The organism is Mycobacterium sp. (assembly GCF_032162605.1).
Taxonomy (GTDB): Bacteria; Actinomycetota; Actinomycetes; order Mycobacteriales; family Mycobacteriaceae; genus Mycobacterium.
This window is the reverse complement of the sequence record NZ_JAVROT010000525.1, coordinates 1-14,262: the sequence shown is the minus strand read 5'-3', so window position 1 is coordinate 14,262 and position 14,262 is coordinate 1. Positions and strand designations below refer to the sequence as shown.

Genomic DNA, 14,262 nt, shown 5'->3' with positions numbered 1-14,262 from the left:
CGGTGTGGCTCGACGACCTCTCCCGTGACCGCATCGAGTCCGGCAACCTCGCCGAACTCATCGCGAGCAAGAGCATCGTCGGTGTCACCACGAACCCGTCGATCTTCCAGGCCGCACTTAGCAAAGGGCACGCCTACAACGCACAGGTCCGGGAGCTCGCCGAGCGCGGTGCCGACGTCGAGGCCACCATCCGCACGGTGACCACAGACGACGTGCGCGCCGCGTGCGACGTCCTCGCCCCGGAGTTCGAGGCGAGCTACGGCGTCGACGGGCGGGTGTCCATCGAGGTCGACCCGCGCCTCGCCCACGACGCTGACAAGACCGTTGCGCAGGCCGTCGAACTGTGGAAGATCGTCGACCGCCCGAACCTGTTCATCAAGATCCCGGCCACCGAGGCCGGGATCCCGGCCATCGCCAAGGTGCTCGGTGAGGGCATCAGCGTCAACGTCACGCTGATCTTCTCGGTGGAACGCTACGAACTGGTCATGGGCGCCTACCTCGACGGCCTCGAGGCCGCGAAGGCGGCCGGGCGCGACCTGTCCCACATCCACTCGGTGGCCTCGTTCTTCGTCTCCCGCGTCGACACCGAGATCGACAGCCGCCTCGAGAAGATCGGCACCCCCGAGGCTCTCGCGCTGCGCGGCAAGGCGGCGCTCGCCAACGCTCGTCTCGCGTACGCCGCGTACCAGCAGGTCTTCGAGGTGCAGCCGCGGTTCCAGGGTCTGCTGGCCGGTGGTGCGCGCCTACAGCGGGCGCTCTGGGCGTCGACGGGAGTCAAGAACCCCGACTACCCCGACACCCTGTACGTCAGTGAATTGGCCGCCCCCAACACCGTGAACACGATGCCGGAGAAGACCCTCGACGCGTTCGCCGATCACGGTGAGGTCGCCGGCGACACCGTGTCCGGCACCGCGGTCGAGTCGCAGGAGGTCTTCGACAAGCTCACTGCCGTCGGGATCGACCTGACCGACGTATTCGTCGTCCTCGAGAACGAGGGCGTCGACAAGTTCGAGGTGTCCTGGAAAGAGCTCCTGGAGGCCACCGCGGAGCAGCTACGCGCCGCCGGAGCCGAAATCCACTGAGACTGCCCTGTTGGCGACTGCCCTGCGGCGCCGCCGTCAGGCTTCGAGCTCGCCCGCAATGCGCCGTTCGATGCTCGCCCGCGTCACTGCGGGCAGCACCAGCAGCCCGTCGAGCTCGTTGCGGGCCTTGGCGTACGCGTTCTGCCGTTCCTGCGGGGTCGCCGATTCGTCGGCGGCCACCCGCAGCAGAAGCTGGGCGCGGTTCAGCCGCTGTTGCCCCTCGGCGGAGAAGTCGCTGCGGCGCCTGCGGATCGCCTCTGTCTCGGCCACGTCGAAGGCCGAGCCGTAGTCGTGCACCGCGTCGCGGTAGTCGAGCTGGGCGTCACGGTCGGCGATCACGTCGTCGACGCTCGCGGGACGCAAGAGGTCTGCCCGGCTGCGGGCCTTGTGGAAGGCGGCCGTCAGCGGTTGGCGCATATCGGTCATCATCGGAAAGTCCAGCAGTTTCGCGACGTCGACCTCGTAGTCCAGCCAGCGCGCATCGATACTGTCGTGCTGGGCGTAGACCTTGGTCAGCTCGCGCCTGGCGGCGGCTTCGTCGACCTTGCCCCGACCCGATGCCTGCGCGACGGCGACCTTCGTCTGCTGCTTGATCCGATACCGCTCGAGTCGTCGGTCGGCGCGCCGTTCGTTGGCGGCGCCGACCGCTCTGACGCCGCCGCCGATCATCCCGCCGAGCGGGAAGATCAGCCACCAGAAGTTTCCGGCGAAGTGCAGCACGGTGTCCACGGCTTCCAGGATGCCACCGCGGCCACGCGCCGAGGTCGGCCCGCACCCCCAAGCCCGCGTTCTTCTGCGCGGGCGATGACCAGTTCGGCCGTCGAAAGGTCCTGCAATCCGACGCCGACGGATTCGAACAGCGTGATGTCGTCGTCGGATGAACGACCCACCCGGGAGCCGACGATGGCGTCGCCGAGCGCGGTGATCGCGGCCGTCGAGCAGGGCAACGCACTCGCCGGTCGGCGCCGAGGTCACCATGATCGCCGTCCCATTCTCGGGTAGCCGCAGGGAACGGGGCCCTGGGTTCTGCCGGTTACCGCGCGCCAGCCCGGCTACGGTTCCGCCACGAATGCAGCCTAAACCCGGGTTTCGGGTTCGCGCCGGGCAATGGCTGCGACGTTACGGAAAGTCGATGTCCACCTTGATGATCCGGCCGACGAGTGCCACCAGGTCACGCGAGTGACGCCCCGGCCAGCCGTGCAGCAGACGGCGCCACTGCGCAGGCACGGCGGACGCGCCGTACACCGCGCCGAGCAGACCGCCCGCGATGGCGGCCACGGTGTCGGTGTCGTCGCCGGCCCGCACCGCGGCGTCCAGCCCGCGGGTCAGGTGTTCGGCGGGATGTCCCGCCCCGGTGTTCGTCAGCGCGATCGCCGACCAAGCGGCCTGCAGTGCAGCGACCACCCAGCCGTTGTTGGCGATGTCCCTCGGGCGCGAAGACTCTGCCACGTCGAGCCGCTTCGACCACGTCTCGCGACTGTCCGCCTCGAGATGACGCAGCCCGACGCGCACGTCCAGCTCGCCGGTGAGTACCGCGTGGCGAATGGCGCAACACCACAGCACGCACGCGTCGCAGGCGTCCGGGTCGTAGTGCGTCAGCGCACTGATCTGACGGGCGGCGGTGACGAGCGCGTCCTCGTCGTGGAGGTAGGCCAGCGCGACGGGAGCGGTCCGCATCAGCGCGCCGTTGCCCCCGGTGCGGCCCGTGCGCTCGTGCAGTTGAAAGGCGGCGTGCCTGGCCGGCGAGGCCCAACCTTCTTGGTTCCCAACGTAGTCGAGCACGCGGCGGGTCTGGATGCCGACGTCCTTGGCCGTGCGGGACCACCCGTACCAGCGCTCGACGATGTCGTTCTGTGCGGACCGTTCGCGCAGGTCGACTCCAGTGGCGGCGACTTCGGCGATCGCGATGGCCATCGACGTGTCATCGGTCCACTCGCCAGGCGCCCAGCCGAGCCCGCCGCCGCCGACCATGGCGACGTCCTTCTCCGGCCCCCTGGGGGGCTGGAACTCGTACGGCGCGCCGAGTGCGTCGCCGGCGGCGGTGGCGAGCAGTACGCCGCAGGCCCGATCGATCTGTGCTGTAGTCAATGTCGTCATGTCGTCCCCCCGTGACCTATTTAACGCAATAATGAGCTAAATGAAATGTACAACAGAAGGCTGACAAATTCCCACGCATCCAGACGAGAGCGGGAAGACCCTCGCCGACTACCCACGGCCCTCTGTGGCCGTGGACACCGCGCTGGTCACTCTCGACATGGCGGGATCGGATCTGCTCGTCCTGCAGGTACGCCGCAACGACGACAGCGGGTGGGCCCTGCCCGGAACCTTTCTGCATCCCGGCGAGCGGCTGGCCGACGCCGTCGACCGGTCGCTGCGGATGAAGTCGGGTGTGCACGGACTGCGGCCGCGTCAACTGCACGTGTTCGACGACCCCGATCGCGACGACCGCGGCTGGGTCCTGTCGGTGGCCCACCTCGCGGTCGTGGGTGCAGACCGGCTCGCGTCCCGATTCCCGGATCGCACCAGGCTGATGCCGACGTCGCGGCCCGGCCGGCTGCCGCACGACCACGCAGGCATCATCGCCAGGGCGGTCGACGACATGCGGCCCCGCTATGCCGCGGTTCCCGATCCGGACGGGCTGCTCGGGTCCGAGTTCACTCTGCGCGATCTGCGCATGGCCCACGATGCCGTTGCCGGTGGGCCACTGCAGCGCGACCGGTTCCGCCGAATCATGGAACCCCAACTCGAGCCGACGGGAGAGGTCGTCACCGGCACACGCGGGCGGCCCGCGGAGACATTTCGGCGCATGAGCGACACTCGGCCACCGCCGAGACATTGTCGCTCATAGGTGGGCAGGAAGACATGTCAACGGGGGAGGGGGCGCGTGGGTGCACGTGACGTCAGTGACCTGGCAGGCCGATGTTGCGATAGTGCCGCAGCCGTGAGGTCAACCGCTCGTCGGCGGTCATGGAGCGCAACGAGTGAAGTTCGCAGGCGATGGTCGTCGAGAGCCGGGCCGTGAAGTCCGATGGGGTGTCTGCGGCATCGTGGTGCTCGGGGACGATCGCGTCGACGATCCCGTTGCGCAGCAGATCGGCCGACCGGATGCCTTGCGCCGCAGCCAGTTCGGGAGCGTGATCGGTATCGCGGTAGACGATGGCGCTGGCGCCCTCCGGCGGCAGCGGCGCCAGCCAGCCGTGCAGGGCGGCCAACACCCGGTCGGCCGGGACCATCGCCAGTGCGGGCCCGCCGCTGCCCTGGCCGAGCAGCACCGACACCGTCGGCGTGTCCAGCGTGACGAGTTCGGCGAGGCAGTTGGCGATCTCGCCGGCCAGTCCGCCCTCCTCGGCCTCGGCTGACAACGCCGGGCCGGGGGTGTCGATGACCAGCACCAGGGGCAGCCGTAGCCCGGCCGCCAACGCCATCCCGCGCCGCGCCTCACGCAGTGCCTGCGGGCCGACGAGTCCGCCGCCGACGCCCCTCTGCTGCCCGACCACCACCGCGGGCTGCCCGCCAAAGCGCGCCAAGGCCAGCAGCGTGGTGGCGGCCTCGCCGTGACCGCCGGTGCCCGACAGCAGCACCCGCTCCGTGGTGCCGTGCCGCAACAGGTAACCGATGCCCGGCCGGTCGGGACGCCGCGAGGACTCCACCGAATCCCAGGCGGGTACGTCGGCGATGGGTTCCGGTGCGGGCGCCTCCGGTGGTGGACCGGGTTTGTCGGAGAGCACCTTGAGCGCCCGGTCCAGCGTCGTGCGAAGCAGTTCGATCGGGACGACGCCGTCGATGACGCCGTGGCGGTGCAGGTTCTCCGCGGTCTGGATGCCCGCCGGGAAGGGCTCACCGTAGAGGTGCTCGTACACGCGCGGTCCGAGGAAGCCGATCAGAGCGCCCGGTTCGGCCGCGGTGACGTGTCCGAGCGAGCCCCAAGAGGCGAACACCCCGCCAGTCGTCGGATGCCGCAGGTACACCAGGTAGGGGAGGTGCGCCTGCTTGTGCAACTCGACGGCCGCGGCGATCTTGACCATCTGCAGGAACGCCACCGTGCCCTCCTGCATCCGCGTGCCGCCCGAACTCGGCGACGCCACCAGCGGCAGCGCCTCGGCGGTGGCACGTTCGATCGCCGCGGTGATCCGCTCCGCGGCGGCCACGCCGATCGATCCGGCCAGGAAGTCGAACTCACTCGCGACGACGGCTACGCGGCGACCGAATACCGTCCCCTCGCCGGTCAGGACCGATTCGTCGAGACCGGTCGCGGCCCTGGCCTGCGCGAGCTCGCGTCGATAATCTTCGCCGGCGCCGACGTCAAGGGGCTCGACGTCCCAGCTGAGGAACGACCCCTCGTCGAGGACGGCGTCGCGCAGCGCAAGGGCACCGATCCGGCTCACGGAGCAAGGCTATCGGGCGGCTCGATAGGCTGACCCCATGATTGGTGTTACCCGTGTTGACCACGTCACGACCCTGGAACTGCAACGCCCCGAGCGCCGCAACGCCCTCAATAGCGAACTCGTCGAGAGTCTGCGGGTGGCGATCGAGGAGGCCGCCGCAGCAGACGTCCGCGCCATCGTGCTGACCGGGCAGGGCACCGTGTTCTGCGCGGGCGCTGATCTGTCGGGCGACGCGTTCGCCGAGGACTACCCGGATCGGCTCATCGCGCTGAACCGCGCCATCGACGCGGCGCCCATGCCGGTGATCGGCGCGATCAACGGGCCCGCGATCGGCGCAGGTCTGCAGCTCGCGATGATCTGCGATCTGCGCGTCGTCGCGCCGGAGGCGTTCTTCCAGTTCCCGACGTCGAAATACGGTCTCGCGCTGGACAACTGGAGCATCCGCCGACTCTCGTCGCTGGCAGGCTACGGTCGGGCCCGGTCCATGCTGCTCACCGCGGAGAAGCTGACCGCCGAGGTGGCGTTGCAGACGGGAATGGCGAACCGCATCGGCGAACTGTCCGACGCACAGGCCTGGGCGGCCGACATCGCCGGACTGGCCCCGCTGGCTCTGCAGCACGCCAAACGGGTGCTCAACGACGACGGCGCCTACGAGGACCAGTGGCCGGTCCACAAGGAGCTGTTCGCGAAGGCCTGGGCCAGTCAGGACGTCATCGAGGCGCAGGTCGCGCGCATGGAGAAGCGGCCAGCCAAGTTCCAGGGCGCCTAAGGTGTTCTGGCGCGCCGCCCGGCTCGTCGGCGGGACCGCAGCGATCGTCGCCGGTGGCTGGGCGCTGCGCGCGCTCTCCGGCGCACCAGAGGCGCTAGGCGCATCGCCGGTCGAAATCGGCGCGGTCGCCAAGCGATCGCCGAACTACCACGACGGCGTGTTCGCCAACGTCGAACCCGCGTCGGACGTCGGCCTGACCCGTCAGCAGCAGTTCATCCTGGCCCGCGAGGTCATCGGCGGAAGCTCGGACCAGCATCCGGCGGAGCCCGTCCCGCTGGTCACCCCGGACCCCAGCGTGGCCGCAGGCGGCCTCGCCGTCACCTGGTACGGCCACTCGTCGGCGATCATCGAGGTCGACGGCTACCGCATCCTCGCCGACCCGGTGTGGAGCGACCGCTGCTCACCGTCGCGCGCGGTCGGCCCGCAGCGCCTGCACGCGGTCCCCGCCGAGCTGGAGGCGTTGCCCGCGATCGACGCCGTGATCATCAGCCACGACCACTACGACCACCTCGACGTCGACACCGTCAAGCAGCTGGCCCTGACCCAGCGGGCCAAGTTCTTCGTGCCGCTCGGCATCGGCGCACATCTGCGGACCTGGCACATCCCGGAAGATCGCATCGTCGAACTCGACTGGAACCAGAGTGCTCGACTCGGCGAGCTCGAGTTGGTCTGCACGCCCGCGCGGCACTTCTCGGGCCGATTCCTGACGCGCAACGTCACGCTGTGGTCGTCGTGGGCGATCATCGGACCCAGGCACCGCGCCTTCTTCGGTGGCGATACCGGCTACTCCAAGAGCTTCGCCGACATCGGGTCCGATCACGGCCCGTTCGACGTGACCCTCATGCCGGTGGGCGCGTACCACCCGGGTTGGCCCGACATCCACATGAACCCGGAGGACGCGGTCCGCGCGCACCGCGACGTCACCGACGCGGGACTGCTGGTGCCGATCCACTGGGCGACGTTCCGGCTGGCGCCGCACCCGTGGTCCGAGCCGGTGGAGCGGCTGCTGGTGGCCGCGGCGGACGGAGGCGTGGCGGTGGCGACGCCGAGGCCGGGGCAGCGCATCGAAGCGCCAACAGAATCCGGACCGTCGGTCTCGTTGGACCCATGGTGGCGTACCTGAGCGGCTAACGTGCTGGTGTGCAGCGCTCATCGAGGTCTCGCCTGGTCGTCTCGCTCGCGGTCCTGGCGTTGATCGCCGGATGTGACGCGAAGCCCGCCCAACAGGCCGGACCGTCGGGCGGCCCGTCCAACAGTGCCGTGTCCCCCCACGTTCCGCCGCCGTTGGTTCCGGCAATGCCGTTGCCGGACAACGCCGTCGACCACGCGGTCGCCAAACTCGACGGCATCGCCGACGAGCTGATGAAGAAGTCGGGCATCCCCGGCATGGCCGTCGCCGTCGTCCACGGCGGAAAGACGGTCTACGCCAAGGGGTTCGGCGTCAAGGACGTCCGTAACGGAGACGCCCCCGACAACAAGATCGAACCCGACACCGTGTTCCAGCTCGCGTCGCTGTCCAAGCCGCTGGGGTCGACCGTCGTCGCGCACCAGGTGGGGCTGGGCGCGATCAGTTGGGACACCCCGATCGTCGACAAGCTGCCGTGGTTCGCGCTTACCGATCCGGTCGTCACCAAGATGGTGACCGTCGGCGACATGTACTCGCACCGGTCCGGCCTACCCGACCATGCGGGTGACCTGCTCGAGGACCTGGGCTACGACCGGCGCTACGTACTGGAGCACCTTCGCCAGCTGCCGCTGGATCCGTACCGGATCTCATACGCCTACACCAACTTCGGACTGACCGCGGGAGCCGAGGCGGTGGCGACGAGCGCGGGCAAGTCGTGGGAGGACCTCAGCCAGGAGGTTCTCTACGGGCCGCTCGGGATGACGTCGACGAGTTCGCGGTTCGACGAGTACGAGGCGAGGACCGACAAGGCCGTCGGGCACATCCACATCGACGGCGCCTACAAACCGCTCTACGTCCGTGACGCCCAGGCCGAGGCGCCCGCAGGCGGGGTCAGCTCGTCGGCGAACGACATGACCAAGTGGCTGACCATGATGCTGGCCGACGGAAGCTTCAACGGTCAGCAGATCGTCGACCCGAAGGCGCTGTTGCCAGCCGTCACTCCCCAGATCGTGTCCGACCGCGCGAGCGAGCCCGCCATGCGCTCCGGTTTCTACGGCTACGGATTCAACGTGGGCACGACGTCAGCGGCCCGCCAGCAGCTCAGCCACTCCGGAGCCTTCGAACTGGGGGCGGGCACCAACTTCGTCATCATCCCGTCCGCCGACGTGGCGATCGTCGCGCTGACCAATGCCACACCGTCGGGCATCCCCGAGACGCTCACCGCCGAGTTCGCGGATCTGGTGCAGTTCGGCGAGGTTCGGCAGGACTGGCGCGGACTGTACGAGGCGGCGTTCAAGAAGATGGAGGCCCCGGAGGGCTCGCTGGCGGGCCAGAAGCCGCCCGCCAACCCGGCCCCCACGCCGCCGACGCCGACGCTGGTCGGCACCTACGACAATGCCTACTGGGGTCCGGCCAGGATCGCGGATGTGAACGGAAAGCTCACTCTCGCAATCGGACCGCGCGAGACACTCGAGCTGACCCACTGGGACGGCAACGTGTTCACGTTCGTCCCGACCGGTGAGAACGCGCCACCCGGATCGATCTCCAAGGCCACCTTTGCCGGCGACGAGCTGACGCTGGAGTTCTACGACGCCGAGAAGATGGGCACCTTCGCCAGGGCGCCAGGGCGATGACCCCCGCGCTGGCGACGGGCCTGTCCGACGCCGAGGTCGCGCAGCGCGTCGCCGAGGGCAAGACCAACGACGTGCCCACCCGGGCCGCCCGCAGCGTCGAGGAGATCGTCCGCGCCAACGTCTTCACCCGCATCAACGCGATCCTCGGCGTCCTGCTGATGATCGTGCTGTCCACCGGTTCGTTCATCAACGGTCTCTTCGGCATCCTCATCGTCGCCAACAGCGCGATCGGCATCATCCAGGAGCTGCGGGCCAAGCAGACCCTGGACAAGCTCGCGATCGTGGGGCAGGCGAAACCCGTGGTGCGCAGGCAGTCCGGGACCGGCGCGCGGCCGCCTAGCGAGGTGGTGCTCGACGACGTCATCGAGCTGGGGCCGGGCGACCAGATCGTCGTCGACGGCGAGATCGTCGAGGAGGCCAACCTCGAGGTCGACGAGTCGCTGCTCACCGGTGAGGCCGAACCCGTGGCCAAGGACGCGGGTGACGAGGTGAAGTCGGGCAGCTTCGTCGTCGCAGGCAGTGGCGCGTACCGCGCGACGAGGGTGGGCCGCGAGGCCTACGCGGCCAAACTCGCCGAAGAGGCAAGCAAGTTCACGCTGGTGAAGTCCGAACTGCGCAGCGGCATCAACACGATCCTCCGGGTCATCACCTACTTGCTGGTTCCCGCCGGTCTGCTGACCATCTATACGCAGCTCTTCACTACCGACGTCGGCTGGCGGGAGTCGGTGCTGCGCATGGTCGGTGCGCTGGTGCCGATGGTGCCGGAGGGCCTGGTGTTGATGACGTCGATCGCGTTCGCCGTCGGGGTGGTCCGCCTTGGCAGGCGTCAGTGCCTGGTACAGGAGCTGCCCGCGATCGAGGGCCTCGCCCGCGTGGACGTGGTGTGCGCCGACAAGACCGGAACGCTGACGGAGAACGGCATGCGGCTCAGTGAGCTCAAACCACTCACCGCTGGTCACTTCGCCGAGGACGCCCTGGCCTCGCTGGCCGCCGACGACAGCCGCCCCAACGCCAGCATGCAGGCCATCGGCGAGGCCTACGACGCACCACCCGGGTGGGTGGCGACCGCCACTGCGCCGTTCAAGTCGGCGACCAAGTGGAGCGGAATCTCCTACGGAGACAACGGCAACTGGGTGATCGGTGCACCCGACGTGCTGCTCGATCCCGCGTCGCCCGACGCCGAGGAGGCCGAGCGGATCGGCGCGCAGGGGCTGCGGGTGCTGCTCCTCGGGTCGTCGGACGAGTCGGTGGACGCCCCATACGCCCCCGGCACCGTCACCCCGGTGGCGCTGGTGGTCCTGGAGCAGCGAGTCCGCCCCGACGCCAGGGAGACGCTGGACTACTTCGCCGCGCAGAAGGTGACGGTGAAGGTGATCTCGGGCGACAACGCCGTCTCGGTCGGTGCGGTCGCGGGCACCCTCGGCCTGCACGGCGAGACCTTGGACGCCCGTCAGTTGCCCGCCGAGGCCGACGATCTGGCCGACACGCTCGAGGAGTACACGACGTTCGGCCGGGTGCGGCCCGACCAGAAGCGCGCGATGGTGCACGCCTTGCAGTCACGTGGTCACACCGTGGCGATGACGGGCGACGGGGTCAACGACGTGTTGGCGCTCAAGGACGCTGACATCGGCGTCGCGATGGGATCGGGCAGTTCGGCGTCGCGCGCTGTCGCTCAGATCGTGTTGCTGGACAACAGGTTCGCCACCTTGCCGTACGTCGTCGGCGAGGGCAGGCGGGTGATCGGCAACATCGAGCGGGTCTCGAACCTGTTCCTCACCAAGACGGTGTACTCGGTGCTGCTCGCGGTGTTGGTCGGCGTGGCTGGGCTGTCGGCCAAGCTGTTCGGCACGGATCCGTTGCTTTTCCCGTTCCAGCCCATCCACGTCACGATCGCCGCCTGGTTCACCATCGGCATCCCTGCGTTCGTCCTGTCGCTTGCACCCAACCGGGAGCGAGCCCACTCTGGCTTCGTCCGTCGGGTGATGACGTCTGCAGTGCCGAGCGGGCTGGTCGTCGGACTGGCCACGTTCACCTCCTACCTGTTGGCGTACGAGGGCCGCGCCGCGACCACCACCCAGCAGATCCAGGCCTCCACGGCCGCGTTGATCACGCTCCTGGTGGGGGCGTTGTGGGTGCTCGCCGTGGTGGCCCGACCCTACGAGTGGTGGCGGGTCGGGCTCGTCGGGATCTCGGCGGTCGCGTACGTGGTGATCTTCTCGATTCCCCTGGCCAGACGAGCGTTCATGCTCGACCCGTCCAATGTCGCGCAGACGACGACGGCCATGGCGATCGGTGTGCTCGCCGCCGCGCTCATCGAGGTCCTCTGGTGGGTGCAGGGGGCCGTCATCGGGGAGAAGCGCCGCCTCTGGCGGTCGGAGTGAGCAACCCGGGCGTTTAGGGTGGGTCCATGGGATTTCTAGACAAGGTCAAGAATCTGGTGTCGAAGAACGCCGACAAGGTGGACACCGCCATCGACAAGGCGGGCGACCTCGTGGACAAGAAGACGCAGGGTAAGTACGCCGGGCAGGTCGACAAGGTGCAGGACGCCGCGAAGAAGGCGGCCAGGGACACTGCGGGCGGCACCCAGCAGCCGCCGCAACCGCCTCAGACGCCCCCACCGGCCGCGCCGGCCGCGCCAGCCGCGCCGGCCGGGCCCCCGCCGACGCCCTAGCGATGGCGAAGCTGTCGGTCTCCGTCGACGTGCCACTGCCGCCGGAGAAGGCCTGGGCGGCCGCCTCCGACCTATCGCGCTACAAGGATTGGCTGAGCATCCACCGGGTGTGGCGCAGCACGCTGCCCGAGACGTTGGAGAAGGGCACGAAGCTGGCGTCGGTGGTCGAGGTCAAGGGCATGCTCAACCTCGTCAGGTGGACGATCGTCAGCTACAAGCCGCCTCAGTCGCTCACGCTCGACGGTGACGGCAAGGGCGGCGTGAAGGTCAAGCTGATAGGCAAGATCAAGCCGGCCGACATCGGGTCGACCGTGACGTTCGACGTGCATCTGGGTGGGCCCGCACTGTTCGGCCCCATCGGGATGATCGTCGCCAGTTCGCTCAAGAGCGACATCCGCGAGTCGCTGGACAAGTTCAAGACGGTCTTCGCGTGACGACCACCCGCGCCAGCAGACGCAAACGTGTCGGAATCGCCGGCGTGTCGCGCACTGTTGCGTCTGCCCGCCGGGTGACGCGAGTCCTCGCGTGTGCACGCTACTTCGGAAACCTCCGTGTCGAAGGGTGAGGCGCGAAGGGTGAGAATGTAGGGATGCCCGGTAACCCCGCCATCTACGTCAAGGCGTGCATCAACGGTGCGCGCACCCCCGACCAGCATCCGAACCTGCCGGTCACGCCCGAGCAGCTCGCCGCCGCGTCCGTAGCTGCCCACCAAGCCGGGGCGAAGGCGGTGCACATGCACCCGAAGACGCCGGACGGCAAGGACTCACTGGAACCGGACGTCGTCGACGCGGCGGTCACCGCGGTCCGCCAGGCGGTGCCGGGGCTGCCGCTCGGCGTGACCACGGGGTTCTGGGCGCTTCCCGACCCCGACGCGCGCCGCAAGGCCGTCGAGGGCTGGACCGTGCTGCCAGACTTCGCATCGCTCAACTGGCACGAACCGGGCTCACCGGAGCTCGCCGACGTCCTGCTCGGCAAGGGCCTCGGCGTCGAGATAGGACTATTCCACCTCGAGGCCGCCGCGTCATGGGCCGAGTCGAAGATGGCTCGGCACTGCATGCGCGTGATGATCGAGCTCCAGGGCCACGAGGACGTCGCGGTGGCGGACGCCATGCTCGAAAGGATCGCCGCCGCGGGTTCCCCGGCGCCGGTGCTGTTGCACGGTCTCGACGAAAGTTGTTGGCCGCTACTGGAACACGCAGGATCGTGCGGCGTCCAGACGCGCATCGGCATGGAGGACACGCTGAAACTGCCGGACGGTTCCGTCACGCCTGGCAACGCCGAACTGGTGGCGGCGGCGGTGCGGCTGCTCAGTCGGTAGGCGCGCCGAGCGCGAAGTCGGCGAAGTCGAAACCGGGTACGACGACGCAGCTCACCAGCGTGGGTTCGCCGTCACGCGGCCGGGCTCGCTGCCAGTGCCCTGGCGGCACCACGAACTGGGGCTGCTCGCCCGCAGCGACGTCACTTCCGATCAGATGTGTTGTGGCGCTGTGCTGTTCGGCCGCAGGCCCTTGCCCACTCCTGCCGTCCCGCCCAACCTCCAGCAGCAGCGGGCTGCCACGGTGATGTAGCCACAGCTCGGCACTGCGCACGGTGTGCCAGGCCGACTGTTGGCCAGGCATCAGTAGAAACAGGATCGCGGTGCCGGCGCTGCGGGAACCGGTGTATCCGGGCGGAAGTGCTGACTGTCCGATCGTGAGCTCGCTGCGCCACGTCTCGCGGTACCAGCCCCCTTCGGGGTGCGCTGACAGGTCCAGGTTCAGGGCCCAGTCGGGGAGCTCCGTCATGGGTCAAGCCTACGTGGGTGCGGCCCCGCGACCCGATACGCTCATCATATGGCCCGCCTGCGTCCCGGATGGTTCGTCGTGCTCTGCTCGACGGTCCTGCTGGTCAGCGCGTGGCTGCCATGGCTGGTGACCAGCGTCGACGGCGGTGGGCGGGCGAACGCGATCGGCGGGAAGCACGGCGTGATCCACGTGCCACCGAACGGGTTCGGCGTGGGGCAGCTCATCGTCGTGCTGGGCTCGACGTTGATCGTGGCGGCGGCGATGGCGGCGCGGAGTCTGTATGCGAAGCTCGCTTCAAGTGCGGCGCTTGGGATCTCGGTGCTGTTGGCGGTGCTGGTGCTGTGGTACTACCGGCTGTACGTCGCCAACTCCGTGGCGGCGGGTTACGGCCTCTACGTCGGCGGCGGCGCGGTCCTCGTCGCCGTGGTGCTCTCGGTGTTCGCGATGGTCGCGGCCTGGGCGGGGATGGGACGGAGGCGATGAGCGGCTTTCTCGAACCCGTGGCGTTGCGGGGCGATCGTTGGGTCTCCCTGGAGCCGCTGACCGCCGGGCACGCAGCTGAGATAGCCGCGGCCGCCGAGGAGGTCCGGGAACTCTGGTTTACCAGCGCGCCGACGCCGGATACCGCCCAGGAATGGATCGAAGGGCGATTGGCGGTGCAGCATCCCGACACCGGCTTGACGTTCTTGGTGCGCGACGGGGACGGCCGAGTGGTGGGATCGTCCAGCTACTGCCACGCCGATCCGCCCAACCGGCGGTTGGAGATCGGCTACACCTGGTATGGCAGCTCCGTCCGCAGAACCGGTGTGAA

General features: G+C 69.0%; 16 protein-coding genes. 11 read left to right on the top strand and 5 right to left on the bottom strand.

Annotation, left to right across the window (positions count from 1 at the left end; translation table 11 throughout):
* Positions 1–2 precede the first annotated feature (2 nt).
* Complete coding sequence (tal, locus tag QOI01_RS29100; RefSeq protein WP_526386613.1) at positions 3–1,082, top strand: transaldolase; 1,080 nt, start codon at positions 3–5, stop codon at positions 1,080–1,082.
* 36 nt (positions 1,083–1,118) lie between these two features.
* Here tal and QOI01_RS29095 read toward each other — a convergent pair whose 3' ends face one another.
* The 3 genes from QOI01_RS29095 to QOI01_RS29085 form a co-directional block, all read right to left on the bottom strand.
* The gene (locus QOI01_RS29095; protein WP_526386612.1) at positions 1,119–1,811 is read right to left on the bottom strand and encodes a hypothetical protein; all 693 of its coding nucleotides are present in this window, start codon (positions 1,809–1,811) and stop codon (positions 1,119–1,121) included.
* Entirely contained in the window at positions 1,769–2,029 is a 261-nt protein-coding gene (locus QOI01_RS29090) for a hypothetical protein (RefSeq protein ID WP_526386611.1), read from the bottom strand. The genes QOI01_RS29095 and QOI01_RS29090 overlap by 43 nt, the downstream gene beginning before the upstream one ends.
* Before the next feature lie 172 nt (positions 2,030–2,201).
* Entirely contained in the window at positions 2,202–3,179 is a 978-nt protein-coding gene (locus QOI01_RS29085) for an ADP-ribosylglycohydrolase family protein (RefSeq protein ID WP_526386610.1), read from the bottom strand.
* Positions 3,180–3,303: 124 nt separating this feature from the next.
* Here QOI01_RS29085 and QOI01_RS29080 point away from each other — a divergent pair, with 124 nt between their 5' ends.
* On the top strand, positions 3,304–3,930 hold the full coding sequence (locus QOI01_RS29080; RefSeq protein WP_526386609.1) for an NrtR DNA-binding winged helix domain-containing protein: 627 nt from the start codon (positions 3,304–3,306) through the stop codon (positions 3,928–3,930).
* A 52-nt stretch (positions 3,931–3,982) separates the two neighbouring features.
* Here QOI01_RS29080 and QOI01_RS29075 read toward each other — a convergent pair whose 3' ends face one another.
* Positions 3,983–5,467: a carboxyl transferase domain-containing protein gene (locus QOI01_RS29075; protein WP_526386608.1), complete on the bottom strand. Its 1,485-nt coding sequence runs from the start codon at positions 5,465–5,467 to the stop codon at positions 3,983–3,985.
* Between the two features lie 37 nt (positions 5,468–5,504).
* Here QOI01_RS29075 and QOI01_RS29070 point away from each other — a divergent pair, with 37 nt between their 5' ends.
* The 7 genes from QOI01_RS29070 to QOI01_RS29040 all read left to right on the top strand — a co-directional run bounded on the left by QOI01_RS29070 (position 5,505) and on the right by QOI01_RS29040 (position 12,985).
* Entirely contained in the window at positions 5,505–6,236 is a 732-nt protein-coding gene (locus tag QOI01_RS29070; protein WP_526386607.1) for an enoyl-CoA hydratase, read from the top strand.
* A gap of 1 nt (position 6,237) precedes the next feature.
* Positions 6,238–7,359, top strand: coding sequence for an MBL fold metallo-hydrolase (locus QOI01_RS29065; protein ID WP_526386606.1), 1,122 nt, complete (start codon positions 6,238–6,240; stop codon positions 7,357–7,359).
* Between the two features lie 17 nt (positions 7,360–7,376).
* Positions 7,377–8,996: a serine hydrolase domain-containing protein gene (locus QOI01_RS29060; RefSeq protein ID WP_526386605.1), complete on the top strand. Its 1,620-nt coding sequence runs from the start codon at positions 7,377–7,379 to the stop codon at positions 8,994–8,996.
* Positions 8,993–11,377, top strand: coding sequence for a cation-translocating P-type ATPase (locus QOI01_RS29055; protein ID WP_526386604.1), 2,385 nt, complete (start codon positions 8,993–8,995; stop codon positions 11,375–11,377). The genes QOI01_RS29060 and QOI01_RS29055 overlap by 4 nt, the downstream gene beginning before the upstream one ends.
* A gap of 26 nt (positions 11,378–11,403) precedes the next feature.
* A complete protein-coding gene (locus QOI01_RS29050; protein ID WP_526386603.1) occupies positions 11,404–11,667 on the top strand; it encodes an Rv0909 family putative TA system antitoxin in 264 nt (87 codons plus the stop codon).
* A gap of 2 nt (positions 11,668–11,669) precedes the next feature.
* A complete protein-coding gene (locus tag QOI01_RS29045; RefSeq protein WP_526386602.1) occupies positions 11,670–12,101 on the top strand; it encodes a type II toxin-antitoxin system Rv0910 family toxin in 432 nt (143 codons plus the stop codon).
* A 155-nt stretch (positions 12,102–12,256) separates the two neighbouring features.
* Positions 12,257–12,985 carry a 3-keto-5-aminohexanoate cleavage protein gene (locus QOI01_RS29040; protein WP_526386601.1) on the top strand — a complete coding sequence of 243 codons (729 nt, stop codon included), beginning with the start codon at positions 12,257–12,259 and terminating at the stop codon, positions 12,983–12,985.
* Here the strand turns inward: QOI01_RS29040 and QOI01_RS29035 are convergent.
* Entirely contained in the window at positions 12,975–13,451 is a 477-nt protein-coding gene (locus QOI01_RS29035; protein ID WP_526386600.1) for a cupin domain-containing protein, read from the bottom strand. The genes QOI01_RS29040 and QOI01_RS29035 overlap by 11 nt on opposite strands.
* A gap of 48 nt (positions 13,452–13,499) precedes the next feature.
* On the opposite strand from QOI01_RS29035, the gene QOI01_RS29030 reads away from it, so the two are divergent.
* Both QOI01_RS29030 and QOI01_RS29025 read left to right on the top strand, forming a co-directional pair.
* Positions 13,500–13,934: a hypothetical protein gene (locus QOI01_RS29030; protein ID WP_526386599.1), complete on the top strand. Its 435-nt coding sequence runs from the start codon at positions 13,500–13,502 to the stop codon at positions 13,932–13,934.
* Positions 13,931–14,262 (top strand): GNAT family N-acetyltransferase (locus QOI01_RS29025; protein WP_526386598.1); only part of this gene is annotated, 332 nt, incomplete at its 3' end. The genes QOI01_RS29030 and QOI01_RS29025, both read left to right, overlap by 4 nt.

Coding starts and splice junctions, on each gene's coding strand:
- QOI01_RS29030 (WP_526386599.1), top strand. CDS start 13,500: ATGGCCCGCCTGCGTCCCGGATGGTTCGTCGTGCTCTGCTCGACGGTC.
- QOI01_RS29045 (WP_526386602.1), top strand. CDS start 11,670: ATGGCGAAGCTGTCGGTCTCCGTCGACGTGCCACTGCCGCCGGAGAAG.
- QOI01_RS29085 (WP_526386610.1), bottom strand. CDS start 3,179: ATGACGACATTGACTACAGCACAGATCGATCGGGCCTGCGGCGTACTG.
- QOI01_RS29040 (WP_526386601.1), top strand. CDS start 12,257: ATGCCCGGTAACCCCGCCATCTACGTCAAGGCGTGCATCAACGGTGCG.
- QOI01_RS29070 (WP_526386607.1), top strand. CDS start 5,505: ATGATTGGTGTTACCCGTGTTGACCACGTCACGACCCTGGAACTGCAA.
- QOI01_RS29035 (WP_526386600.1), bottom strand. CDS start 13,451: ATGACGGAGCTCCCCGACTGGGCCCTGAACCTGGACCTGTCAGCGCAC.
- QOI01_RS29055 (WP_526386604.1), top strand. CDS start 8,993: ATGACCCCCGCGCTGGCGACGGGCCTGTCCGACGCCGAGGTCGCGCAG.
- QOI01_RS29050 (WP_526386603.1), top strand. CDS start 11,404: ATGGGATTTCTAGACAAGGTCAAGAATCTGGTGTCGAAGAACGCCGAC.